The 23438-nt window shown below is 69.7% G+C and carries 19 protein-coding genes; 11 read left to right on the forward strand and 8 right to left on the reverse strand.

Annotated elements, in window-relative coordinates:
• The first annotated feature begins 4 nt into the window (after nt 1-4).
• From G6O69_RS11870 to G6O69_RS11890, 5 genes are all read left to right on the forward strand, one after another.
• Nucleotides 5-973 carry a ribonucleotide-diphosphate reductase subunit beta gene (locus G6O69_RS11870; protein WP_172308205.1) on the forward strand — a complete coding sequence of 323 codons (969 nt, stop codon included), beginning with the start codon at nt 5-7 and terminating at the stop codon, nt 971-973.
• Nucleotides 960-1376 (forward strand): acyl-CoA thioesterase, encoded by a 417-nt coding sequence (locus G6O69_RS11875; RefSeq protein WP_172303624.1) that lies wholly within the window; start codon nt 960-962, stop codon nt 1374-1376. The genes G6O69_RS11870 and G6O69_RS11875 overlap by 14 nt, the downstream gene beginning before the upstream one ends.
• Before the next feature lie 49 nt (nt 1377-1425).
• Entirely contained in the window at nt 1426-2871 is a 1446-nt protein-coding gene (locus G6O69_RS11880) for an amidohydrolase family protein (protein ID WP_172303625.1), read from the forward strand.
• An 82-nt stretch (nt 2872-2953) separates the two neighbouring features.
• Nucleotides 2954-4330, forward strand: a complete 1377-nt coding sequence (locus tag G6O69_RS11885) for an HTTM domain-containing protein (protein WP_172303626.1) — start codon at nt 2954-2956, stop codon at nt 4328-4330.
• 135 nt (nt 4331-4465) lie between these two features.
• The gene (locus tag G6O69_RS11890; protein ID WP_172303627.1) at nt 4466-6088 is read left to right on the forward strand and encodes a hypothetical protein; all 1623 of its coding nucleotides are present in this window, start codon (nt 4466-4468) and stop codon (nt 6086-6088) included.
• 67 nt (nt 6089-6155) lie between these two features.
• Here the strand turns inward: G6O69_RS11890 and G6O69_RS11895 are convergent, their stop codons facing one another.
• Both G6O69_RS11895 and G6O69_RS11900 read right to left on the reverse strand, forming a co-directional pair.
• The gene (locus tag G6O69_RS11895; protein WP_255215766.1) at nt 6156-6938 is read right to left on the reverse strand and encodes an expansin EXLX1 family cellulose-binding protein; all 783 of its coding nucleotides are present in this window, start codon (nt 6936-6938) and stop codon (nt 6156-6158) included.
• Nucleotides 6939-7078: 140 nt separating this feature from the next.
• Nucleotides 7079-8374 carry a hypothetical protein gene (locus G6O69_RS11900; protein ID WP_172303628.1) on the reverse strand — a complete coding sequence of 432 codons (1296 nt, stop codon included), beginning with the start codon at nt 8372-8374 and terminating at the stop codon, nt 7079-7081.
• A gap of 260 nt (nt 8375-8634) precedes the next feature.
• Between G6O69_RS11900 and G6O69_RS11905 the strand changes: the two genes are divergently transcribed.
• The 5 genes from G6O69_RS11905 (at nt 8635) to G6O69_RS11925 (ending at nt 14683) form a co-directional block, all read left to right on the forward strand.
• On the forward strand, nt 8635-10761 hold the full coding sequence (locus G6O69_RS11905; protein WP_172303629.1) for a serine/threonine-protein kinase: 2127 nt from the start codon (nt 8635-8637) through the stop codon (nt 10759-10761).
• 85 nt (nt 10762-10846) lie between these two features.
• On the forward strand, nt 10847-11389 hold the full coding sequence (locus G6O69_RS11910; protein ID WP_172303630.1) for a sigma-70 family RNA polymerase sigma factor: 543 nt from the start codon (nt 10847-10849) through the stop codon (nt 11387-11389).
• A 3-nt stretch (nt 11390-11392) separates the two neighbouring features.
• Complete coding sequence (locus tag G6O69_RS11915) at nt 11393-12292, forward strand: hypothetical protein (protein WP_172303631.1); 900 nt, start codon at nt 11393-11395, stop codon at nt 12290-12292.
• Between the two features lie 121 nt (nt 12293-12413).
• Nucleotides 12414-13094 (forward strand): hypothetical protein, encoded by a 681-nt coding sequence (locus tag G6O69_RS11920; protein WP_172303632.1) that lies wholly within the window; start codon nt 12414-12416, stop codon nt 13092-13094.
• Nucleotides 13091-14683, forward strand: coding sequence for a TIM44-like domain-containing protein (locus G6O69_RS11925; protein WP_172303633.1), 1593 nt, complete (start codon nt 13091-13093; stop codon nt 14681-14683). The genes G6O69_RS11920 and G6O69_RS11925 overlap by 4 nt, the downstream gene beginning before the upstream one ends.
• A 78-nt stretch (nt 14684-14761) precedes the next feature.
• On the opposite strand, the gene G6O69_RS11930 is transcribed toward G6O69_RS11925, so the two are convergent.
• The 4 genes from G6O69_RS11930 to G6O69_RS11945 all read right to left on the reverse strand — a co-directional run bounded on the left by G6O69_RS11930 (nt 14762) and on the right by G6O69_RS11945 (nt 19199).
• A complete protein-coding gene (locus G6O69_RS11930) occupies nt 14762-15703 on the reverse strand; it encodes a hypothetical protein (protein WP_172303634.1) in 942 nt (313 codons plus the stop codon).
• Between the two features lie 92 nt (nt 15704-15795).
• Nucleotides 15796-16041, reverse strand: a complete 246-nt coding sequence (locus G6O69_RS11935; protein WP_172303635.1) for a hypothetical protein — start codon at nt 16039-16041, stop codon at nt 15796-15798.
• Between the two features lie 51 nt (nt 16042-16092).
• On the reverse strand, nt 16093-17496 hold the full coding sequence (locus tag G6O69_RS11940; RefSeq protein WP_172303636.1) for a DUF1552 domain-containing protein: 1404 nt from the start codon (nt 17494-17496) through the stop codon (nt 16093-16095).
• On the reverse strand, nt 17493-19199 hold the full coding sequence (locus G6O69_RS11945) for a DUF1592 domain-containing protein (RefSeq protein WP_172303637.1): 1707 nt from the start codon (nt 19197-19199) through the stop codon (nt 17493-17495). Before G6O69_RS11945 ends, G6O69_RS11940 begins: the two co-directional genes overlap by 4 nt.
• A gap of 167 nt (nt 19200-19366) precedes the next feature.
• On the opposite strand from G6O69_RS11945, the gene G6O69_RS11950 reads away from it, so the two are divergent.
• Nucleotides 19367-20137: an SRPBCC family protein gene (locus G6O69_RS11950; protein ID WP_176396780.1), complete on the forward strand. Its 771-nt coding sequence runs from the start codon at nt 19367-19369 to the stop codon at nt 20135-20137.
• A gap of 28 nt (nt 20138-20165) precedes the next feature.
• Here G6O69_RS11950 and G6O69_RS11955 read toward each other — a convergent pair whose 3' ends face one another.
• Both G6O69_RS11955 and G6O69_RS11960 read right to left on the reverse strand, forming a co-directional pair.
• Nucleotides 20166-21602, reverse strand: a complete 1437-nt coding sequence (locus G6O69_RS11955) for an MATE family efflux transporter (RefSeq protein WP_172303639.1) — start codon at nt 21600-21602, stop codon at nt 20166-20168.
• A 166-nt stretch (nt 21603-21768) separates the two neighbouring features.
• Nucleotides 21769-23388, reverse strand: coding sequence for a TolC family protein (locus G6O69_RS11960; protein WP_176396781.1), 1620 nt, complete (start codon nt 23386-23388; stop codon nt 21769-21771).
• Nucleotides 23389-23438: the final 50 nt, after the last annotated feature.

Below are 23438 nucleotides of genomic sequence, written 5' to 3' on the forward strand. Positions count from 1 at the left end.
CCCGATGGTCTACCCCAGCTTCTACGAGCGCTACCGGGCGGCGATCCGCAACACCTGGACCGTCGAGGAGGTCGACTTCTCCACGGACCTCCGCGACCTGCGTGAGCGCATGGGCCCGGCCGAGCGCCACCTGATCGAGCGCCTGGTCGCCTTCTTTGCGACCGGGGACTCGATCGTCGCCAACAACCTGGTGCTCAGCTTGTACCGCCACCTCAACGCCCCGGAGGCGCGCATGTACCTCTCGCGCCAGCTCTACGAGGAGGCGCTGCACGTGCAGTTTTATCTGACCTTGCTCGACACCTACGTCCCGGACCCCGTGGCCCGCGAGGCGGCCTTCGCCGCGGTCGAGAACATCCCCTCGATCCGCGCCCAGGCCGAGTTTTGCGCGCGCTGGCAGGCGCCGATGGCCGGCCTCGAGCGGCTCGAGAGCGCCGAGGACCAGCGCACCTTCTTGCTCAACTTGATCTGCTTCGCGGCCTGCACCGAGGGCCTGTTCTTCTACGGGGCCTTCGCCTACGTGTACTTCCTGCGCTCGCGCGGCCTGCTTCACGGCCTGGCCGCGGGCACCAACTGGGTGTTCCGCGATGAGAGCGGGCACATGGAATTCGCCTTCGAGGTCGTCGACGTGATCCGCCGCGAGTCCCCGGCGCTCTTCGACGACGCGCTCGCGGCCCAGATCGTCGAGATGATCGAGGAGGCCGTGGACTGCGAGACCGAGTTCGCCCGGGATCTGCTCGAGGGCACGGCGCACCGCGTCGCGGGGCTGACCGTGGCCGACCTGCGCGGCTACCTCGAGTACTGCGCCGACCAGCGCCTGGTCCGCCTGCGCCTGCCGCCGCGCTACGGCGCGCAAAACCCCCTGAGCTTCATGGCCTTGCAAGACATCCCGGAGCTCGCCAACTTCTTCGAGCGCCGGGTCTCGGCCTATCAAAACGCGGTAGAAGGGAGCGTCGCCCTCGATGTCGACTTCTGATTCAGAACGCAGCGAGCCCGCGTGCCCGGGCCAGGTCCGCGAGTGCCGGATGATCGAGATGGTCTTCCCCGAGCAGACCAACCACTACGGGACCTTGTTCGGCGGCCAGGCCCTCGCGCTCATGGACAAGGCCGCCTTCGTGGTCGCCTCGCGCTGGTGTCGGTGCACCGTGGTCACGGCGAGCAGCGACCGCGTGGACTTTCGGCGCCCGGTCAAGCAAGGCCAGCTCCTCGAGCTGATCGCCTCGCTCGTGGACACCGGCCGCAGCTCCATGCGCGTGGTCGTCGAGGTCTGGGCCGAGGACCTGCTCGGCGGACAGCGCGAGCTGGCCACGCGCGGGGAGTTCGTGCTCGTCGCCCTCGACGCGCAGGGCAAGACCACGGCGGTGCCTCCGCTCGACTGAGCGCGACGCGAGGTTGGTGCGAGCCTCGCTTTGGCGCTATGTCGAAGCCATGAAGCGACGCGCCTTTCTCGAGCTCGGCCTCGCCGCCCCCTCGTTGGTCGCCAGCATGTCGGGTTGCGGGGGCCGCTCCCGTGGCGCGTGTCCCGAGCCCCCGGCACCCGCGCCTGGCGAGGCGAACCAGGTCGAGCCGGCCGCGCTCGAGGGGCGCAGCTGGCTGCTGACCGGCGCCCGCGTGCCCGCGATCTTCGCCCCGCAGGGCGAAGAGGGCAGCTACGACCTGCGCGTGGTCGAGGGGCGCATCGTGTCCATCGAGCGCGCGCCGTCGTCTGCGGGCGCTGGGGAGCCTGGCTTGGACTTGCGCGGTTGCTGGCTGCTGCCGGGCTTCGTCGACACCCACTTTCACCTGTGGAACTCCCTGGCTCGCGGCGCCGACAACAGTCAGCTCGGCGGCTTCTACCCGTCCATGGGCGCGCTGGCGAAGGTCTGGACGCCCGCGGCCAGCGCCCTGGGGGTCGAGCTCGGCCTGGCGGAGTGCGTGGCCAGCGGGATCACCACGGTCAACAACTGGGCGCACAACGTCCGCTCGCCGGAGCACGCCGCGGCCGAGCTCGACGCCCAGCTGCGCTCGGGGGTGCGCGGGCGCTTCTCCTGCGGCTACAGCCAGAGCCTGGGCGAGGACGAGATCATGGATCTCGACACCGTCGCGGCCATGCTCGCCCAAGTCGAGGGGATCCAGGGCAGCTTGATCGACGTGGGGATCGCCGCCCGCGGCCCCGACCGCAGCGCCGGCGAGGTCTGGCGCGCCGAGTGGGATCGCGCGCGGGCCCTGGGCGTCCCGATCACCGCGCACGTCGCCTCGAAGCGGGCCGCGGCCGACGAGCACAACATCCCCCTGATGTACGAAGAGGGCCGCCTCGGCCCCGACGTGCAGCTGGTCCACGCCACCCACGCCCGGCCCGAGGACTACGCCATGCTCGCCGAGGCCGGCTCGCCCGTGTTCATCAGCCCGTGGACCGAGACCGCCGTGGGCTACGGCTTCCCGGGCCTGCTCGCGATGATCGACGCCGGGGTGAAGGTCGGCCTGTCCGTCGACAACCTGGTCCTGGCCAGCCGGGCAGACTTCTTCGAGGTCATGAAGCTCAGCGCCAACTTGCTCGACGCCCTCGGCGAGGCGCAGCGCGTCGGCGCCGACGCGCGCGTGCTCGGCTGGGCGACGAGCGGCGGTGGCGAGGCCCTGGGCATCCCTGGCGTCGGGCGGCTCGAGGTCGGCGGTCCGGCGGACATCGTCGCCCTGCGGCCGCCAGCGCTCGCGCACCTCGGGCTGGACCGGGCCAAGACCTTCACCCACCACGCGACCACGGCCTGGGTGGACACGGTGCTCATCGACGGGCGCGTGCACAAGCGAGGCGGGAAGCTGACGCGGATCGACGCGGCCGAGCTCGCCGCGCGGGCCCAGGCGATGTTCGGCGAGCTCGCAGCGCGCGCGGGGCTGTGAGTCGCGCCTGGAGACAGCGTGATCGCAGCGAGCGCCTTCGCAGCGCGCACTCGCCTCGATCGCGCGCCGCTACAATGCGCGGGTGAGGGACTCGATCCGCTCCCGACTTCAGCGCTTCGGGGGCTGGTTGCGCGCGCCCGAGGACGGCTCGGCCCTCGCCCTCTTTCGCGTCAGCTTCGGCCTCGCCGTGGCCTGGGACGCGGCGCGCTACATGTGGAAGGGCTGGGCGTGGACCCACTACTGCGAGCCCGCGTTCTTGTTTCACTACGAGGGCTTCGCGTGGCTCGAGCCGCTCTCGGCTTCGGGCATGGCCGCCGTCTACGCCGGGATGGTCGTCGCGGGGCTGATGATCGCCGCGGGAGCTTTTTACCGTGTGGCCGTCGTCTACTACTTCCTGGCCCACACCTACGCGTTCTTGCTCTCGCCCGCGCACTACCTCAACCACGCCTACTTGATCTCGCTGCTCGCCTTCTTGCTGATGTGGATGCCCGCGCATCGCGTGTTGTCGGTCGACGCCTGGCGCGACGCGAGGCTCGGCGATCGTCCGACTCCCCGCTGGCCGCGCTTTGTCCTCCAGGCCCAGCTGACGATCGTCTATGTGTTTGGCGGCATCGCCAAGCTCAACAGTGACTGGCTCCACGGCGTACCCGTCGCGCAGTGGATGCAAAACGCCGCCGAGCGCAACCCATGGGCTGCCGGGCTCATCGCAGCGCCAGTCTTTGTCCCTTTCGTCCAGTGGGCCGGCATCGCCTTCGACCTCTTGATCGTGCCGGCGCTCGTGTGGCGCAAGACTCGACCCCTCGCCGTCGCCGCCGCCCTCGTGTTCCACGTCTCGAACGCGGCGCTGTTCGAGATCGGCGTGTTCCCCTGGCTGATGCTCGGCGCGACCCCGATCTTCTTTGCCGCCGACTGGCCGCGCCACGTCCCGGTGCTGGGGGCCAGGCTCGGAGCGCGAGAGCCCGCCGCGGTCGGGCCTGCTTCGATGTCTCGCGTGCTCGTGGCCGGGATCGGCCTGTGGCTGGCGATCCAGTGCGCGCTGCCCCTGCGTCACCTGCTCTATCCGGGCCCGGTCGCGTGGACCGAGGAGGGGCACAAGTACGCCTGGCGCATGAAGCTGCGCTCGAAGAAGGGCAAGCTCCGCTTCCGCGTCCGGGATCCAGAGACGGGCGAGGTGTGGAAGGTCCGGGGGAAGGGCGAGCTGACCAAACGGCAGCGCCGCAAGATGGCTGGCCAGCCCGAGCTGATCTTGCAGTATGCCCACCACATCGCCGCCCGCGAGCGGGCTCGGCTCGGGCATCCGGTCGAGGTCCGCGTCGACGCGTGGGCGCGGCTCAACTATCGCGACTACCAGCGGCTCATCGATCCCGACGTCGATCTCGCCGCCGTCGAGGCCTCGCTCGGCCACGCCGAGTGGATCGCCCCTTTCGAGTGGACGCCTCCGCCGCGACCCTCGCGTTGATATTCAGCCGCGAGGGTAGCGGTCGCCACGCCAATGGTCCAAGGCGGTGGTATCGTCGAATTCGATCATGGCGGCGTGAGAGCGCGTGCTATCGCTAGTCGCATGATCCCTTCGAGTCGACGCTCTTTGGCACTCTTGGCGCCCCTGATTCTCCTCGGCACCGCCTGCGTGCCTGGGGAAAGCGACGCCGACGACGATGTCGGCGAGAGCGCGGGGACAACGGGCGGTGAGGTGGGGGGCGAGACGGCTCCGGACACGAGCGAGGGCCCCGAGAGCACGGAGAGTGGGGTGGAGACGGAGAGTGGGGTGGAGACGGAGACGGAGAGCGGGACGGAGTCGGAGACGGAGAGCGGGACGGAGTCGGAGACGGAGAGCGAGACGGAGTCGGAGACGGAGAGCGGGAGCGAGACGGAGAGCGGGACGGAGACGGACACCGGAGGCGAGCCCGAGGGCCTGTGCCCTTCGACGGGCTGGGCGCCGGATCGCGGCCTGGCCATCGTCGTCGACGAGAACGCGCTCAGCGTCGAGATCCTCCACAACGACGGCAGCACGACGGCCCTCGACACGAGCCTGCCCGACGCGGCCGCGGACGCCGAGCCGGCGATCCTCTACGACGCGCGCGGCGAGTTCGTCTACGTGGTGGTCTACGACGACGCTCCCGGCACGGACAACCTCCAGGCCCACCACCGCGCCTTCGAGCGTGACAGCGGCGCGCTGGTCTGGGAGTACGCCGACCAGATCTGGGAGCCCGACGGGCGCCAGCCCTACGTGAGCGCCGAGGGCCGCGCGGCCTTCTTCGCCTACTCGCCCTACGACGACAGCGACAACAGCTACTCGATGGCCGTCGGCGCCGAGGGGCAGATCGATCTCTTCGAGGGCGTGGTCGGCGGGACGATCCAGGCCGACGGCTGGGTGGCCAACGAGGTCGGCGAGTCTTTCCCCGCCTGGCACAACGTCGAGACCCAGGAGGATAAAAGCCCGCAGATCCCCCAGTGGGACGATTACGACATCGCCTGGGACCGGCTGAACTCGACGCTCTACTACTTGGGCAACGACGCCGGCGAGATCGTCCACGTCGAGCAGCGCGGCGACGCAGAGACGATCGTGCCCTGGCCGGAGCTCGAGCCCTACCTCTTCAATGGCTGGTCCTTCGAGGGCTACACCCTGGGCCCGGCGGGCCACGTGGCCGCGGAGATCAGCTCGGGCGAGCAGACCCGCTACCTGATCCTCGATCCCGACGCCGTGTCCACGGACTGGGAGCTGGTCCCGCCGGCGGGGCACTGGCGGGCGGACTGTAGCTACGCCGGGCCGCGGGTCGGGCCGCAGGGCGAGCTCTTCACGGTCTGGCGCGACGACGCGGCGGCGCGGATCTTCAGCCAGCTTGGGCCCGAAGATCCCTGGCAGGCGCTCGACTTCGAGGCCCCGATCAGCGAGGTCTTTGGCCTGAGCATGGGGCGGGTCGGCGACACCTACTACCTGCGCGGCTACGCCGAGGGCGAGCTGCTCTGCGCGAGCTCGCCGGTGTGGACCGACCCGCCGATCGAGGCGCTGAGCGGCGCGTCGATCCAGCACCTGCGCCCCGGCGAGGGGATCAGCGTGAGCTCGACGGCGCACGTCGGGACCTCGACCAGCCCCGATGGACTGTGCGTGGCGCGGACGATCGACGAGCAGACCTGGCGCTTCGACGATCTGCCCCTCGGGATCGAGACGGAGGTCCCGCTCGTGGTCGGGACGGCCTTCCGCTGGATCCTGGACTGATCGCTCGCGGGTCTTGCGCGGAGGAAGTCGACCCTGGCCGCGGATCGACAACGCGGAGCGACGCGGCTCAGCCTTCGCAGGCCGGGAACTGAGCCTGGCCGTCGACGTCGCCGTCGTCGAGCAGAGGCAAGCCCGAGTCCTCGAGCACCTCGCCGGTCACGTCGGTGACCCGAAACGAGAACGGCCCCTCGCCCATGCCGCTGTCGTACACGAAGTAGTTGTAGTCGAGGCGCGGGACCTCGACCCAGGTGTCCTCGTCGAGGAACTCGAAGCTGGCGATGGCGTGGCGATGGTTGCGGAGCTGCACGGCCGTCCACCACGGGTTGCTGCCGTCCTTGAAGTGATAGGTGATCGGCCCGTCGACGGCGCAGGGGATGTAGGTCCAGGAGATCGGCACCCGGCCGTGCTCGAGGGGGGCGAGCGCCTGGAAGGCCTCGGGGCTGAGGTCGATGTCCCCGGGGGCGCACTCGGGGCACTGGTCGACGATCCGCACCTCGACCGTGCCCTCGGGCCCGTCGATTCGCACGCAGCTGCCGCAGACCGCGGAGCCGGCGTAGTCGGCGGCGTTCATGGCTCCGACCATGAGGTCGCTCGGGGTCGCGGGGAAGCTGCAATTGCCCGAGCCGTCGGCGTCGTAGTAGGTGGCTTCGCCCTCGTGGAGGTCGCCGTCTTCGCAGGGCTCGCCGCCGCCGACCTCGGCGCTGGTGTCGGCGCTGGTGCCCGTGGTGTCTGCGGACCCGGCCTCGTCGCCCTCGCTGCTGGCTGGGTCCGTGCAGGCGAGGGCGAGCAGGGCGAAGAGCGCGGAGGGGAAGGCGAGAGGCGAGTGGATGGTGGGGGCGGTGGCGGGCATGGAAACGCTGCGCGGGATGGCAGTTGGCAGGGTGGACGAGGTCGATCGTAGTCAAAGACCCTGGGTTGTCCACCACCACGAACCCCGGCAGCTGCCCGTGAGCAGGCGGAAGAGCCCGGCGAAGGCGCTCGTGCTTGGGCTCATTTGTCTGGGAGCAAAGTGATCGGAATGCAGTCGAGCTGAACGTCGAACAGGTTCCCACCCCAGTCCGAGGGGACCTCCATGACATCGAGGATCTGACACTCGAATTGCCAGCCCCCGTAAGGATAATAGGGATCGCTGGAGAGGGGGAGAGGATAGACCCAGGCGCTGTCGTAGGGGTAGGAGAGATCCGACTCGACGCAGCTGTCGACGATCGTTGGCGGCGGGCACAGGCCGTCGCAGTCGTCGAGGCGGCTGACGTAGGTCTCGGCCCAGCCGGCCCCCTCGTTGCACGCCCCCGACTCGTTGGCGACATTGAGTGCCATTATCCCGTAGTTCTCCAGGGATCCGGCGGTGTAGCTCAGCAGTGAGGCGATCGAACCGTTGGCATGATCGAACTGTGTCGAGACCTGGGTCACGAAGCATTCTTCTTCGTAGGGTAGCTCGACCGGCTCGCATAGATCCATGTCGACCTTGTCGATCGAGACGATGGGGTCGGCGAGGTCCTCGAAGGGCGTGCCGAACCAGTAATCGGTGTTCTTGTAATTGGAGCCCAGGGCGGCGAAGAGGAGCAGCTGGCCGTCATCGAGAGAGCTGATGATTTCGTAGTGTTGTACTTCGCAGTCGTCGCAATAGAAGTGATAGGATGTGACCAGTACGTTGGCGCCAATCTCGATGCCGACAGGGAAGGGGAACCAGCGGGTCAGTATCCTCATCCCCAGCTCTGCCTCGCCGTCAAACTCGTCACAAAAGTCGATCAGGCACTTGCCCTGGTCGCAAAACCCGACGCTGCAGTCGTTGGATAGATAGCCGCAGGGGTCGGTGCCTTCTTTTGGACCACATACGCCGGACATGCATTTGGCGAGGCATTCGTTGCTCCCGTTGTTCACGCAAGATGTGTTGTCGGGGGCCGCCACGTAGACACACTCGCCGTCGATGCACTCGCCCTGTCCACAGCCGTAGTAGTCGTCGAGCTTGGAGCAGTCCTGCTCGCAGGCGGCGCCGTCATCACTGGTGTCCGTGCTGGTCTGGGTGTCCGTGCTGGTCTGGGTGTCCGTGCTGGTCTGGGTGTCCGTGCTGCTCTGGGTGTCCGTGCTGCTCTCGTCGGTGTCGACGCTCGTCTCGCTTTCGTCGGTCGTGGTCGTCGTGATCTCGTCGTCGTTGGCGTTGCCTTCGCTGTCCTCTGTGGCGTTCGTATCCGCGCCCGACTCGTCATCGGATGCCGAGGGTGGTGTGCAGCCGGTGAGCGGCGGCGTGAGTGCGATGAGCGTGGTGAAGGAGAGCGTTCGTTTCATGCCTGGTTGCCTCGTGGGGTAATTCCAAGCGGTGGACGTATGGATCACTCAATTTTTCGCCTCGTCAGCAACTGGTGGTCCGGCGCCTGAGACCGTTGCCCTGGTGCGCGAATGCGAGCGCGCCGCCGAGCCCGACCGGTGAGAGCGAGAGCGCTCGTGGGGCGTCGTCGAAGAAAGCGCGCGGACGAAATCGAGCTGGGCGAGAGCTGGCGCTGCGGCCGAGCTTGCGCTGCCATCCGTGAATCGTAGACACTGAATCCGTGGTTGGCCACGGAACACTGCTGTCTAGACGAAGCTCGGCCGAGTTCTGGCAAGATCCGCAGCTCGATGTCACGGACGTCGAGAACGCCGTGGGCGCTAGATTGGCCCTCGTCGATCTCGGCCTGGCGCCGCCGCTGTTCATCGACACGCGCTATCGGCTGCTACGGATCCTCGGCAAGGGCGGGCGCGGGCTGGTCTGCCTGGCCACGGACGAGCACCTGCACCGCAGCGTGGCCATCAAGCTCTACCCCGCCTTGCAGCCGGGGGCGGTCTCGCAGGAGGTGGTGCTCGAGGCCCAGGCCCTCGCGCGCCTCGAGCATCAAAACGTGGTCGGGGTCTACGACTTCGGCGACGGCGCGCTGGCCCTCGAGCGCGCGGACCTCGACCCCAGCCAGGCGCCGGGCCAGCCGCTGCTGGTGCTGTGCTTCTACATGACCATGCAGCACGTTCACGGCCAGAGCGTGCGCCGCTGGCTGGGCATGGTGAAGCGCTCGCGGGAGCAGGTCCTCGACGTGTTTCACCAAGCCGGCTGGGGCCTGGTCCACGCCCACGAGGCCGGGGTGGTGCACCGCGACTTCAAGCCCGAGAACGTGATGATCGACGAGAAGGGCAGAGCGCTGGTCGTCGACTTCGGGTTCGCGCGTCACCGCAGCGGGACGCAGCCCGACGCTGGCGACGGGGTGATCGCGCGCTGGCAAGACACCCAGATCGTCGGGACCTACGAGTACATGGCCCCGGAGGCGCGCCTGGGCAAGAACGACGCGCGCAGCGATCAGTACAGCTTCGCGCTCACGCTTCACGAGGGCCTGCTCGGCTGCCTGCCGCCGGTGACCTCCGCGGGGGTGGCCTACGTCGAGCAGCACCGCTTCCCCGGGGCGGTGGCCCGGGTGCTCAACCGCGCGCTGGCCCTGGATCCGGTCCATCGCTACCCGAGCATGCGCGAGCTGCTCGCGGAGCTGCCGGCGCGCTGGGATGACCAGTGGAGATGGGAGCGCCTCGACGACGAGGCGGCGCCCAGTCGCAAGGGCGCGTGGCTGGCCGCGGGCATGGGGGCCGTGCTGTTCTTGGGTGGCGGCGGCCTGGGCCTGGCGCTGTGGAGAGGCTGGATCGGGGGCGAGGCGGCGGACGAGCGCGACCAGGTCGAGCAAGTCGCCAGCGACGAGGTCGAGGCGCCCAGCGCGGTGACAGGCTGCCCGAGCTCGGAGCTGGTCGGCGTCTGGAGCCTGGAAAACGAGGTGCTGTGGGACTGGGACAGCTCGCGTCGAGGCGTCGTCAGCGAGTTCGAGCTCGAGATCGTCGCGCGTGGTGACTGCGACTTCGTCGGTCGCATGGCGAAGCTCTCCTATCGAGATGGCGCCCGGACCAAGCGCTACGAGGCGCCGCTGCGGGGAGAGGCGCCGCTGCACGTGGTCCGCAGAGGCGCGCTCGTCGACGTTCAGGGGACCTGGCTGCTCGAGACCAGCAGCGAGCAGGACACTCGGCGCTACTACTTCTCGCTGGAGGTCGACGATGGCCAGGCGCGCGGCGTCTATTCGCGCCTGGTCAATGGCGGGCGACCGGGGATCCGCGGGCTGGTCCGCGGCGCTCGCGAAGGGCGAGGGCGGCCTTCGGTGGCCACGGTCGAGGCGCTGCCTTGCCGCTACCAGTGCGAGCTGCTGTGCGCCGGCGAGGTCGCCCGAAAGTCCTGCGAGACCACGAGGTGCAGCGAGCACTACAGCCGCGTGGGCGAGTGCGGTCCGCCGAGCGCCGACTTCGAGACGCCGATGTCGACGCAGCGCATGCTCGCCCGCTGGCGAGACGGGGAGTGGAGCCCGGTCAGCGGCGGCAAGGGGTGTGAGGCCGAGCTCGTCGCGGGTGACTGGATCGTCGACGGGCGCCTGCCCGGCGGCGGGAGCCGGCGCTGGACGCTGTCCTTGCAGGAGGCGGACAAGTGTCGGCTGATCGGCTTCGCCAAGGGCGAGACCGCGCGAAATCACTCCTTGAGGGTCGAATTCGACGAGGAGGGGCGCTGGCTGGCCACGGATCCCCTCGACCCCGCGTGGGCCTGGGCCGTCTACGGCTGGTCTTTCGCCGTCGGAGAGGGCGCAGATGGCACCAAGCTCTCGGCTCGGCGCCAGGGCTACTGAGCCAGCCTTGGAAGTTTTTCGATTTTTTTTAGCCAAACCCGAGCCGTTTTGCTCCGCGAGACAGCCATGACTTTCGAGGACCGAGATGAACCAAGCTCCCAATCAACAACTCGCCACCGTGGCCCGCGAAAATTGGCCCAAGCTCAAGCGCTTCTTCAAGGCCAAGGTGCCCGAGCCCGACTGCTACGACCTGACCCAAGAGACCCTGCTGCACTTCGTGCGCACGGACCCGGCTGGGATCCGCAACCCCAAGGCCTACCTGTGGGGGATCGCGCGCAACCGCCTGTTCAGCTACTTCGGCAACAAGCGCCCGACCGAGCGCTTCGAGAGCTCGAAGATCTCCGTGGCCGAGCTCGGGGGGACCTTGAGCTCCCAGCTGGACCGTCGCCAGCGCCTGGCCAACGCGCTCTCGCGTCTGCCGGTGGACCACCAGATCGCCTTCGAGCTGCGCTTTTGCGAGGAGCTCAAGCTCGAGGAGGTCGCGGAGTCGATGCAGGTCAGCCTGGCCACGGTCAAGCGCTACCTGAACAAGGCGCGAGAGCAGCTGCGCGAGCTGCTGACCAGCCCCGAGTTCGCCGACGCGCGCGCCAACGAAGACAAGGTCATCGACGCCTACCGGACCCGCTGAGCCATGACCACGCAAAACGATCCACTCATCATCAGCGTGGCCTGCACCCGAGAGGACGAGCACCGCCTGCGTCGCTTCGAGGCCAAGCTCCAGCCTCAGTTGATCGCCGGGAGCGTGCGCCTGGTTCGCCTGGCGCGGGAGTACACGGGAATCACGAGCTACGTCGACCTCGCCAGGATCAGCGCGAGTAAGCTGTTTTGTCCCTTCGTTGGCCCGGCCTTCGAGCGCGACCGGGTCTGTCAGCGCCAGCTGGCCTGCGCGCAGCGCATGTCCAGGACGATCCTCCCCGTTCGCTCCGACGAGGTCCTGCCGGCGGCCCTCGACCAGCACTTCTTCGGGCTCGAGCCTCTGCGCGTGCTGTGCCTGTTCGCCAACCCCACTTTCGGCGATGGCTACCTGCGCCTGGGCGCCGAGCAAGAGGTGATCCGCAAGGCGCTGCGGAACTCGCCCGCCATCGAACCCAGCTTCCGCTCGGCGACGACCCTGGTCGGGATTCAAGAGGCGCTGCTCGAGCGCGACTACGACATCGTCCACATCTCGTGTCACCACGGGGGCGGCTGGCTGCGCCTCGAGGATGAGCGAGGCGCCGCGGTCCCGGTCCAGCTCGAGGCGCTGCTCGAGCTCTTCGCCGCCCGCAGCGAGATCCAGTGTCTGATCCTCAACGCCTGTGACTCCCTGCGCACGGTCTCGCGCCGCCCGCGGCTGCCCTACGTGGTCGCGATGGACGGAAACATCCTCGACGACGCGGCGCTGCTGTTCTCGAAGGCCTTCTACTCGGCCCTCGCTCATGGCCTGGACGTGCCGGGGGCGTTCAAGGACGGCAGCCTGCTCATGCGGGCGCGCTTCGGCTGCGAGGACTTTGGGGCGTACCTCGTGGGGACGAAGGTCGCGCTGGGGTGCTGAAGCTTGGGCGCGCTGGCTCTTTGCTGCCCCGCCACCCCGCCGCCCCGGTCACCGAGATGGCACCTCGAGCAGGCCCGCCGGTGGTTGACCGCGGCGGCGCTGCCCCCCGAAACTGAGCCCCGTGGCCTTTCTCGATGAACGAGGCAAGGAGAAGCTGAGCGCGGCGATCGAGGCCGTCGAGGCCCGCAGCCGCGCCGAGCTGGTGGTCGTGGTCCGCGAGGCGGCGGGCAACTACCGCGACACGGAGCTGATCGTCGGCGGCGCGCTGGCCTGGGCGGCGCTCGCCTTCATGCTCTACTCGAGCTTCAGCTTCGCCCTGCACTGGTTTTTGGTCTATCCGCCGCTGCTCGTCCTGGTCGCGGTGGGGGTGTTCATGGCCGCGCCGGGGCTGCGCGGGCTCTTCGTTGGCGAGGCGCGCAAGCAGGCGGCGGCCGAGCGCGCGGCGGCGGCCTGCTTCTTCGACAAGGGGATCCGCCACACCCGCGAGCGCACGGGGATCCTCGTCTACGTGGCCTGCTTCGAGCAGCAGGTGGTGATCCTCGCCGACGCAGGCATCACCTCGCAGGTGCCCGAGGACGAGTGGAGCCGCGCCCTCGCGCCGCTGCGCGCCGTGTTTCATGACGAGGGCGACGCCTCGCTCCTGGCCGAGCGGATCACCGCCCTCGAGGCGCCGCTCGCGAGCTGGTGTGAGGTCCGCGAGGACGACATCGACGAGCTCTCCAACGCCATCGACGACGGCAGTGAGGGCGAGAACGAAGACGAGAACGAGGACGAGCTCGAAGACGAGGAGGTGGGGCGATGACTCGACGGGGACTGCGTGCGCTGATCGTCTTTGCGAGCCTCGGCGGTGGGCTTGCCCTCGCCGGCGATGCTCGGGCCCGACCCGGCGGCGGTCAGAGCTACTCTGGAGGCGGCGGCTACTCGGGGGGCGGCGGCTTCTCTGGAGGCGGCGGCTTCTCTGGGGGCGGCGGCTTCTCTGGAGGCGGCGGCTACTCGGGCGACTTTGGCGGAGGCGAGGGCTTTGGGCTGATCGGGTTTTTGGCCCTCGGGGGGCTGGTCGTCGTGGCCTGGGGCCTGGGCGCGATCAAGAAGATGGGCGCGAGCGACCAATTCGACAGCTTCGGAGGCTACGACGACGTCGACAGGTTCGGGGGCCTCGGCGAGATGGGGGTCTCGCTGGACCTCAGCACCCACGCGCCGCCTCGCCGCCGCAAGTCCGCCAGGCGCCGCGGGCCGAACTGGAGCGCGCTGCGTGCCCGCGACCCCAACTTCTCGCGGGTCGTGTTCGAGGACTTCGCCTATCAGCTCTACGCCCGCGCCCACGAGGCCCGGGGCGACGCCGAGGCCATGGCCGAGCTCGCGCCCTACGTGGGGGCTCGCGCGCGCAAGGCCCTGGCCGAGCGCAAGCCCACGGGCGCCAAGATCACCAACGTGGTCATCGGCAGCATGCAGGTCGTCTGGCTCAAGATCGAGGACGAGCAGACGCGGATCAGTCTGCGCTTCGAGTCCAACGTGAGCACCGAGACCGAGGCTGGTCGCGCGCAGACCCTGTACCTGGCCGAGAGCTGGATCTTGCGCCGCGAGGCCGACGTGACCAGCAAGGCGCCGGCCGAGGCCACGGCCTTGAAGTGCCCCAACTGCGGGGCGCCCTTTCGATCCACGGACGGCTCGCGCTGTGACTACTGCGGGGAGGTGGTCGACAACGGCCGCTTCGACTGGAGCGTGGTCCGGGTCCAGCTCAGCGGGATGAAGGCCCTGCCCCCCTCGCTCGGGGGCTACGCGCCAGAGGTCGGGACCAACCGGGCCACGCTCGTCGACCCGGACTTCGAGGCGGCCTGGACGGTGCTCCAGGCCGAGGACCCCGAGGTCAGCCGCGAGGCCATCCGCGCGCGCCTGGAGCAGATCTACGCGCAGCTCAACACCGCCTGGACCGCCCGCGATCTGGGGATCGCGCGGCCCTACCTGTCCGAGAACATCTACGACTACCTGCGCTACTGGATCGCGGCCTACCGTCGCCAGGGCCTGATCAACGAGCTCGAGGACATGACCATCGAGCGCGTCGAGCTGGTCAAGCTGACCCGCGACCTCTACTTCGACGCGCTGACCTTGCGGGTCTTCGCCCACGGCCTCGACTACACGGTCCGCGAGTCCGACAAAAAGCGCGTCGGCGGCTCGAAGAGGAAGGCGCGGCGCTACAGCGAGTACTGGACGCTGATCCGCGGCGCGGGCGTGCGCGGGGAGCCGCGCGGCGACGGGGGCTGCCCCAACTGCGGCGCGCCGCTCGAGGTCAACATGGCTGGCAGCTGCGAGCACTGTGGCGCGCACCTGACCCGCGGCGAGTTCGACTGGGTGCTCTCGCGGATCGAGCAAGACGAGAGCTATCTGGGCTGAGCGCGAGCCCATACGAAGACGGCCGAGCCCCAGAGCTGGGCTCGGCCGTGAGGCTTGGCGCGAGGCGCTCCGCGGCGCTCAGAAGCGCAGCGTGGCCGATGCACCCGCGCCGCCGCCAGGCACGAGCACCGGGCCGAGGCCGGTCAGCTGCGGGCCGCGGCGGCTGGCCGAGGCGCCGGCGGCCTTCTTCTTTTTGGACGCGTGCACGGCGATCAGCGCGACGCCGGTGACCGCGAGGGCACCGCCGACGCCGAGGCCGACGAAGCCGATCACCTTCCAGGTGTCCTTCTTGGCCTCGAGGTCCGGAGGGCAGGGCTGGTCGTTGCGGCAGGCGTAGTCGCCGACGGAGAAGCCGGTGGTCGAGCTGGGGGAGGCCAGGGTCTCGAGCTCGCGGCTGGTGCTGGCGGCGATGCCCAGGCCCGCGCCGCCGAGGCCGAGGCCGACCACGCCGACGCCGAGCATCACGGCGCCGCCGACGAGCAGGCCGTTCTTGCCCTTCTCTTTTTTGTCCTTGGTGCCGCCGCCGCCGCCCTGATCGAGCGGGTTCTCGAGCGGGTTCTCGTCGGCGACGGGCTCGGGCTCGGGCTCGGGCTCGGGCTCGGCGGTGGTGGTCCGGCACTGGCGCTGCTCGATGTCGGCCAGCATGCCGTTGGCCTCCTCGATCTTGTCGCCGTACTTCTCGGGGTCGCCGTAGGTGACGAAGTGGGTCAGGTAGTCGTAGGCCTTGTCACAGTCGTCGATCTTGTAGGCCGCGATGCCGACCTTGAGGGCGAAGCCGTGCTTGCCGGGGACGAGCTGGTAGGCCTGCTCGTAGAGGGGCACGGCCGCGATCCAGTTCTCCTCGGCGGCGAGGCCCTCGGCCGCGATGTAGAGCTCCTTGGCCTTCTCCATCTTCTCTTCCTCGCTCATCTCCTCGGGCGCGACGAGGAGGTTGGCCGCGCTCAGCGGCTGTTGGGCGAAGGTGGTGGCGGGGAGGGCCAGGCTGAGGACGAGTGCGACTGGGGCGCTGAGGCGACGCATGTCGGGGGCAGGCTAGCACGGAGGGCCGCGCCGACTCCACCAACGCGCAGACGCGAGCGTAGCTGGGGCGTGGGCGCGTTGAGGCCGCGAGCCTACTTGGAGGGTGGCTGCGCGGGCGGTTTGGGCGGCCTGGCATCGCAGGCACAGCCGGGCGCCTTGGTGCAGTCCTTCGTGCGCGCAATGCAGCTGTCGCCGCAGGCCTTGCCCTCGTGGCAGATCTTGCAGCACGCCCGCGGCTGGTCCTCGCTCGGTGGGTCGAGGGGCGGACCGTCGAGGTCGAGCCAGCCCAAGGTCGCGCCGAGGGCGAGGCTGGTGCCGAAGATGAGGGCGCGGATCATGCGCTCGTCGAGTCTAGCGAGAAGCGCCCCGGCGTGGGGAAAGTTTGGCCGTCAGGCGAGGATCGCCGCCGCGGGGGTGCTGGACAGGCCGTAGCCGCCGCCGACCTCGCTGATCTCCGGGGCGAGGGCCTGGAGGCAGGCGAGCAGGATGTCGGAGGTGTTCTCCGCGCTCGGCGAGCGGTAGTGCACCCCGGGGTAGCGCAGGTACCCGCCGCCGCGGCCGGCCACGATGCAGGGCTGGTCGAAGGTGCTGTGGGTCAGCCCGGCGGCCGCGTCACTGCCGAGCAGGACGACGGCGTTGTCGAGCAGGTTGCCGCTGCCCTCGGGGGTGTTGCGCAGGGCCTGGAGCAGGTAGGCGAAGCGCTCCATCGTGTAGATGGTCGCCGCGTCGATGTCGTCGTTGTGCGCCGACTCGTGGCTCATGGCGTGGTGGCCCATGCTCATGCCGATATCGGTGAACACGGTGCCACCCACGGAGCCGGTGAACTGCACGCTGGCGACGCGGGTCAGGTCGCAGGCGAAGGCCAGGGCGAGCAGGTCGCTCATCACGGCGTTGACGTTGGCGATCGGCTCGACGCCGTCGGTGTCGACGTTGGCCTCGCCGGGCAGCGCCGGCTCGGTGCACTCGGGGGCGGCCGCGGCGATCTGTCCGCGGATCTGCGCGACCGACTCGAGGTGGGCCTCGAGCCTGGCCTTGTCGGCGCTGCCGACCCTGGTCTGCAGGCGCTTGGCGTCCTCGGCGACGGCGTCGAGGGCCGCGAGGCGGTGCGGCTTGGCGGGGTCGTCCTCGGGGATGAAGCTGGCGAAGAGCTTGTCCCAGACCTCCTGGGGGTTGGCGATCTGCGGCAGCGGCTGATCCGGGCCCTTGTGCGAGAGGTACTGGAGGGTGGGGCCCTCGCTGCCGACGATCCGCTTGGAGATCTGGAGCTGGATCGAGGGCAGGAAGGTCTCGCCGCCGACGTAGCTGGCGGCGACCTGGTCGACGGTCGGCCCGCCGAACTTCGAGGAGTAGTTGGCGCTGCCGGCGTCGAGCTGGATGAAGGGGTGGCCCGAGAAGAAGGTGCAGCCGTCGTGGTGCCCGCGGCGGTGCTCCTGGGCGGCCTTGACGTCGAAGCCCGAGAGCACCGAGCAGTAGTCGAGCACGCCCGCGGCCGCGAGCGGGGCGAGCTGCTCGGTGACCTCGTAGCCCGGCCCGGTGGCGCTCGGGTAGAAGCGGATCCCCGCGCCGGTGTCGTTGACATCCTTCAGCGCGCAGCCGTTGCCGAAGAACCAGGTGACCAGGCGCTGGGGCAGGGGGCTGCCGTTGGCCAGGGCCTCGCCGTGGTCGTCGAGCATGACGTCGAGCAGGGGCAGGGCCAAGGCTACGCTGCCGCCGCCGACGAGCGCGCCGCGGAGCATGGTCCTGCGGCTCATGCCCTTGCTGCGGATGATGGGTGCTTTTCGCTGGCGCGTCATTGTTGCTGCTCCCCGACGTAGCGGAAGGCCCGGCTGGCCACGAGCTCGACGATCGCGCCCTGGAGCCGGTAGTCGGACTGGATGAAGGCCGCGTCGACCTCGTAGAGGCGGTCGACCTCGCCGCCGGACTCGACGTGGCCGGTGGCGTGGCGATAGAGGTTGAGCACGGTGCACAGGCTGAAGCGCGACTTGTCGCGCACGGCCTGGCCGAGCTGCTGGGCGCCCTCGAAGGCGACCCCGTCGAGATCGCTGAGCGCGTCGATCGGCTCGCCGTTCTCCGTGGTCCGGAACCGGCCGATGCCGTCGTAGTTCTCGAGGCCCAGGCCGATCGGGTCCATGAGCAGGTGACAGGCCGCGCAGGTCGGCTCCTCTTGGTGCATCTCGAGGCGCTGGCGCATGGTCTTGGCGTCGTCGGTGATCGGCAGGTCCGTGACCACGTTCGGTGGTGGCGGCGGGATCGAGGTGCACAGCACCCGCTCTTGCACGAACTTGCCGCGGATCGTCGGTGAGGTGCTGTTGACGTGGGCCAGGGCCGAGAGCAGCCCGGCGTGGCCAAAGATCCCGCCGCGGCCCTCGCTGGCGGGCAGCTCGACCTTGGCGAAGCCGCTGCCGCCGGGGAACTCGACGCCGTAGAGATCGGCGAGGGCCTGGTTCACGTAGGTGTGGTCCGCGTCGAGGATGTCGCGGAAGTCCCCGTCCTCGATCCACATGACCTCGTCGATCAGCGTGGTCGTCTCGAGCTTCATCGACTCGGCCAGGTAGGGCGTCCACTCGGGGAAGAGCTCGAGGTCCTTGGCCGTCTCGCCGAGCTCGCGCAGCTCGAGCAGCTCCTCCCAGTAGCTCTGGAAGGCCGCCCGCGAGCGCGGATCCGCGAGCAGCTGCTCGGCCCAGGCGCGCACGCCCTCGGCCGTGTCGAGCTCGCCGGCCTCGCCGGCCTCGAGCAGCGCGCGGCTCGGCGTGGTGTCGAGCAAGAAGTAGGACAGGCGCGTGGCCAGCTCGGTCCCGCTCAGCTTGCGCAGGCCCTCGCCGAGCGCCGGCGCCGGGGCGCCGATCTCGACCTGGTAGAGGAAGTAGGGCGACTGGAGCATGCCGGCGATCACGAACTCGAGGCCGGACTCGAAGTCGCCGTAGTCGAGGGCCGCGTCGAGGCCGACCGCGGTCCAGCGCGCGAGCTCGTCCGCGTCGAGCTGCCGGCGCCAGGCCATGAACCCGAAGTTCTCGACGAAGCTGGCCATGCACTCGGCGTCGCCCGGCTCGCTGGGCGTGCACACCAGGTAGGGATCGAGGGCGCCCTCGTCGGTCATCGCGGCCGCGGCCACGGCCACGGCCGAGGACTCGTAGGTGTCGACGTCGGCGTCGGACATCGACAGCTGCGAGGCGCCGACGGCGTCGAAGCCGTTGAGCGCGATGTCGTCGCGGGGCGAGGCCGCGAGCCCGGCGACGGGGCCGAGCAGGTCGGTGATCGAGTTGACGTACTGCCGGCCGAGCAGGATCCGCAGCCGCGGCTCGGCGTAGTCGACATCGACGAGCTCCTCGGCGCCCTCGTCCTCGCCTCCATCGGCGCCCTCTTGACCCTCGCCGCCAGAGCCCGCGTCGTCGCCAACGCTGTCGGCAAAGGTATCCTCGTTGTCTACACCGATGTAGCAGGCAGGCGCGAGGACGAAGGCCGGGAGGGAGAGCAGGCCGAGGCTCAAAGACGCCATCTTTGGCCGTTTGGAGACATCCACGCGCGCTGCCATGGAAACAAGCTCCCACGGGACCGAGTGCCAATACAAGCCTGCGCGTGTCCCCCGCTGGGCGCGTTATCGGACTTACCCTTCTGTCCCGGAGCGACTGGCCAGAGGGTCGAGTCGCGTGGCCATGAGGCCGCTTGCAACTCCTGCGGTTGCCTCGCCCCCGGCGGATCCGCGACGATCGGCAGACCGTGCATCACCACGACTTCAAGCACATCGCCGACGGCGTCGTCGGGGCCGCGGCCATCGCCTCGACCGTGGTCGCCAACCCCTTGCTGCGCGCCTTCTATCGCAAGTGGGGCGCGACCGAGCACGAGGCGCATCGGCTGCTCCCTGGCGATGCGCTGATCCAGACGCCGCGCATGCAATACACCCGGGCGATCTCGATCGAGGCGCCGCCGGAGCAGGTCTGGCCGTGGCTGATCCAGATCGGCTATGAGCGCGCCGGTTGGTACAGCTACGACGTGCTCGAGGACATGGCCGGGGCCGGGAAGTTCGTCGACGGGGACTCGGCCGACCGCGTGGTGCCCGAGCTCCAGACCCTGAAGGTGGGCGACGAGATCAAGCTGCACGAGCAGCTGGCCTTCCAGGTCCACGCCATGAACGCGCCGCGCGAGCTGATCATGGTCGACGCCCGCGACAACGAGACCGGCGCGCGCTTCGATCCGAGCAGCAGCGAGCGCCCGGCGGACTTTCACTGCGCGAGCTGGGCCTTCATCCTCGAGGAGCCCGAGGGCGACGAGCTGCCCGAGTTCGCCGGGGGCACGCGGCTGCTGATCCGCTGGCGGATCGACTACACGCCCACGCGCAGCAACGAGATCATGTGGAAGGCCTTCGTGGAGCCGATCAACTTCGTGATGGAGCGCAAGATGATGCTCGGGCTGCGCAAGCGGGCCGAGGGCGAGTGAACGAGGCCACGGGGCTCGCGCGCGAGACCTACTCGGTCATCTGAATCGAGCGCCACGCCCCCGCGCGGAAGCGCAGCGCGAGCACCCCCGCGAGGGCGGCCAGGTAGGTGGCCAGGCAGGCGATCGCCGCCAGGCCGCCGCCCTCGAAGTGGCCGACCGCCAGGTAGCTGGTGGGCACGAAGAGCGCCCAGGCCAGGCCGAGGCGCGCCCACATCGTCCACAGCGTGTCCCCGGCGGCGCGCAGGGTCTCGTTGAGCGAGATGCCGGCGGCGTCGAAGAGCTGCCAGACCGCGCTCAGGGCGAGGAGCGGGGCGCCGACGCTGACCAGCGCGCTGGTGTCCTGACCCGCGGGCGTGAACCAGGCCATGATCACGGCGGGGAAGGCCAGGTAGAGCAGGCCCACGCAGCCTTGCCAGAGCGCGGCGGTGGCCATGGTCATGCGCAAGATCCCCGGGACCTCGTCGTGCTCGTCGCGCCCGACGGCCTGGCCGGCGAGGATCGCCCCCGAGGACGAGAGCCCAAAGGAGGGCATGAAGGACACGGAGTTGACCTGAAAGACGATCATCAGCGCCGCGAGGGTGGTGGTGCCGATCTTGGCGACGACCACGTCGATGAAGAACAAGAACGCGGCGAACTCCATGAACCAGTTGAGCCCGCTGGGCAGGCCGAAGCGGAGCATGCGGACGAACTCGCTGGGCCGCAGCTTGCGGGGGTCCAAGCCGAGCTCGGGGGCGGGGAGGGGGCGCTCGGGGGCGGGCTCGATGTTCGGGGCGGGCTCGTGGGCGGCGCTGGCGTCGGTCGCGAGCGCGCTGCCCCAGCCGCGCACGAAGAGCGCGGCGACCAGGGCGAAGGCGACCCAGGTCGAGAACACGCTGGCCCAGGCGGCGCCGGACACCCCCAGGGCGGGCAGGCCGAGGCGGCCCTGGATCAGCAAGGCGTTGAGGGCGACGTTGAGCACCATCATCACCAGGCTGCCGATCATCTGGATCCGCGTGTTGCCCAGGCCGCCGTACCAGTTGCCGATCGCCTCGAAGCCGACCACGGCCATGACCGAGAGCAGGCGGATCTCGATGTAGTCGCCCATCAGCGCCTTGACGTTGGCGCTGTAGGCCATGGGCGAGAGCGCGAGCTCGACCAGGGGGATCACCGCGGCCGCGAACAGGCCGGCGACGGCCGCGAGGATCAGCCCGTACCAGCCGTAGCGCCGGGCGCTGGCCAGGTCGCCCTTGCTGCCGTACTGGGCGGCGAAGCTCTGGACGATGAAGACCACCCCCATGGGGAGGATCAACATGGTGAAGGTGTTGAGCGAGCCCGTGGTCGAGGCGGCCACGGCGTCCTCGCCCAAGGGCGCGGTCATCAACGCGTCACAAAAGCCGATCACGGCCTGGGCCGAGCGCGAGAGCACCACGGGCCAGGCCAGGACCAGCAGCGTGCGCAGCCTGCTGCGCTTGCCGTCCCCAGACATGAGCCGCGGAAGCTAGCAGGAATGGCGCGCGCGGCCAGCTGCCTCGAGCTGAGTCATCTCGCACGCAACGCCCCTCGGGACGGGCGGCGAAGCCACCCTCCCTTCGCCCAACGGCCCGCCTCGGGGCGCCCGAGCGGCCAAAATCAACCGCTTTTTAAAAGTTACGCTACTGATCCGAGGTCTCGAGCGGCTCGCGCCCGAGGGCGTAGGCCAAGGTGATGTCGGCCACGCGCAGGTCGATCTCGGCGTTGATCGCCCGCAGCGTGGCGTCGACCTGCTCGTACTCGGCGTCGAGGATGTCCGTCGTGGTCGCGTCGCCGACCTGGTAGAGGTCGACGGCCACGCGGTAACCCTCGGCCGCGGACTCGCGCGCGCGCTGGATGTGCTCGAGCTCGGCGAGGGTGCTCTGGCGCTCGGCGTGGGCCGAGGCGACCTCCAAGGTCACGCCGCGGCGCAGGTTCTCGCGCTGGGCCTCGAGGCTGCGGCGCTGGGCCTGGAGCTCGTTGACCTTGGCCTTGGTCTGGATCGCGTCGTTGACCACGAAGGTCAGCGACAGCCCGGCGCTCCACGAGCCGTTCCACACGGCCTCGAGCGGGAAGAAGCGCTGGTTGGGGTTGGCGTAGGTGGCCTCGGCGAAGCCGTCGAGGCGCGGGTAGTAGCCGGCCCGGGTGGTCTTGATGCCGTAGTCGAGGGTCTCGACGCTGGCGTCGAAGGCCTTGAACTCGCGGCGCGAGGCGACCGCTTCCTCGAGCATCTGCTCGAGATCCTCGGCGTCCTCAAGCGGGGGCAGGTCCGTGAACAGGTCCTCGCCGATCTGGTAGCTGGGGAAGCCCTCCTCGCCCATCATCGTGGCCAGGTACTGGGCGGCGACGCGCTGGAAGTTGTCGGCGCGGATGCTCGCCGCGGTCAAGCTGGCGACGGCGGCGTCGAGGCGCATGACGTCGGCCTTGGACATCAGGCCGGCCTCGAAGCTGGCCTCGGCGTCCTCGAGCCGGGCCTGGGTGCGCTCGAGCGACTCCTGCAGCGCGACGGTGCTGGCGATCGCCCGCACCCAGTCGTAGTAGGCCAGCCGGGCGTCCTTTTGGATCGTCAGGGTCTCGGCCTCGGCGGCGTACTCGGCCGCGCGGATCTGGGCCTCGCCGCCCTTCTTGGCCGTGGGCAGCCGGGCGATGTAGTCGGAGATCGGCACGCCCAAGGTGGCCTGGAGCGAGAAGGCGTTCAACGGCGGGTTCGAGATCTCGAAGTCGAACTCGAAGGGCGCCGCGCCCACGGGGATCCCGCCCGAGTCGATCACGCACTGAAAGGGGCTGCCCTCGGTGCACGGCCCGAGGCTCAGCGGGCCCTCGTTGAGGGCGCCGACGATGTAGCCCTCGGTGTCGGACAGCTCGTCGAGGCCGAAGTCGAGGTAGGCCTGGGACAGGCGGGTGTAGCTCGCGGTGCCCTCGATGTGGGGGATGAACTGGTAGAGGGTCTGGTCGAGCTGAGCCTTGGCGACGTCGACCTCGGCCTGCTTGGCGACGAGGTTGGGCGACTGCTCGACGGTGCGCCGGGCGACCTCGTCGGCGGTCAGGCCCCCGGGCACGGGCTGGAGCGCGGCGACGATCGGGTCGTCGTACTCGGGCACGGGCGCGGGGCCCTCGACGACGCCGTCGCTGGGCTGCGTCGCCAGGTCAGCCGGGGGCTCGCCCCGGTCTGCGGGCTGATCAGAGGGCGGGGCGGCCAGCAGCGTGGCTGGCAGGAGCGTGGCCAGGAGGAGGGAGGGGAGCATGACGAGGGGACGGGGCATCGAGAGGTGCGCTCCGAAGTGATCGAGACGTGGTGCGGCGCGAGGCGGCG

This window comes from Pseudenhygromyxa sp. WMMC2535 (genome assembly GCF_011083025.2).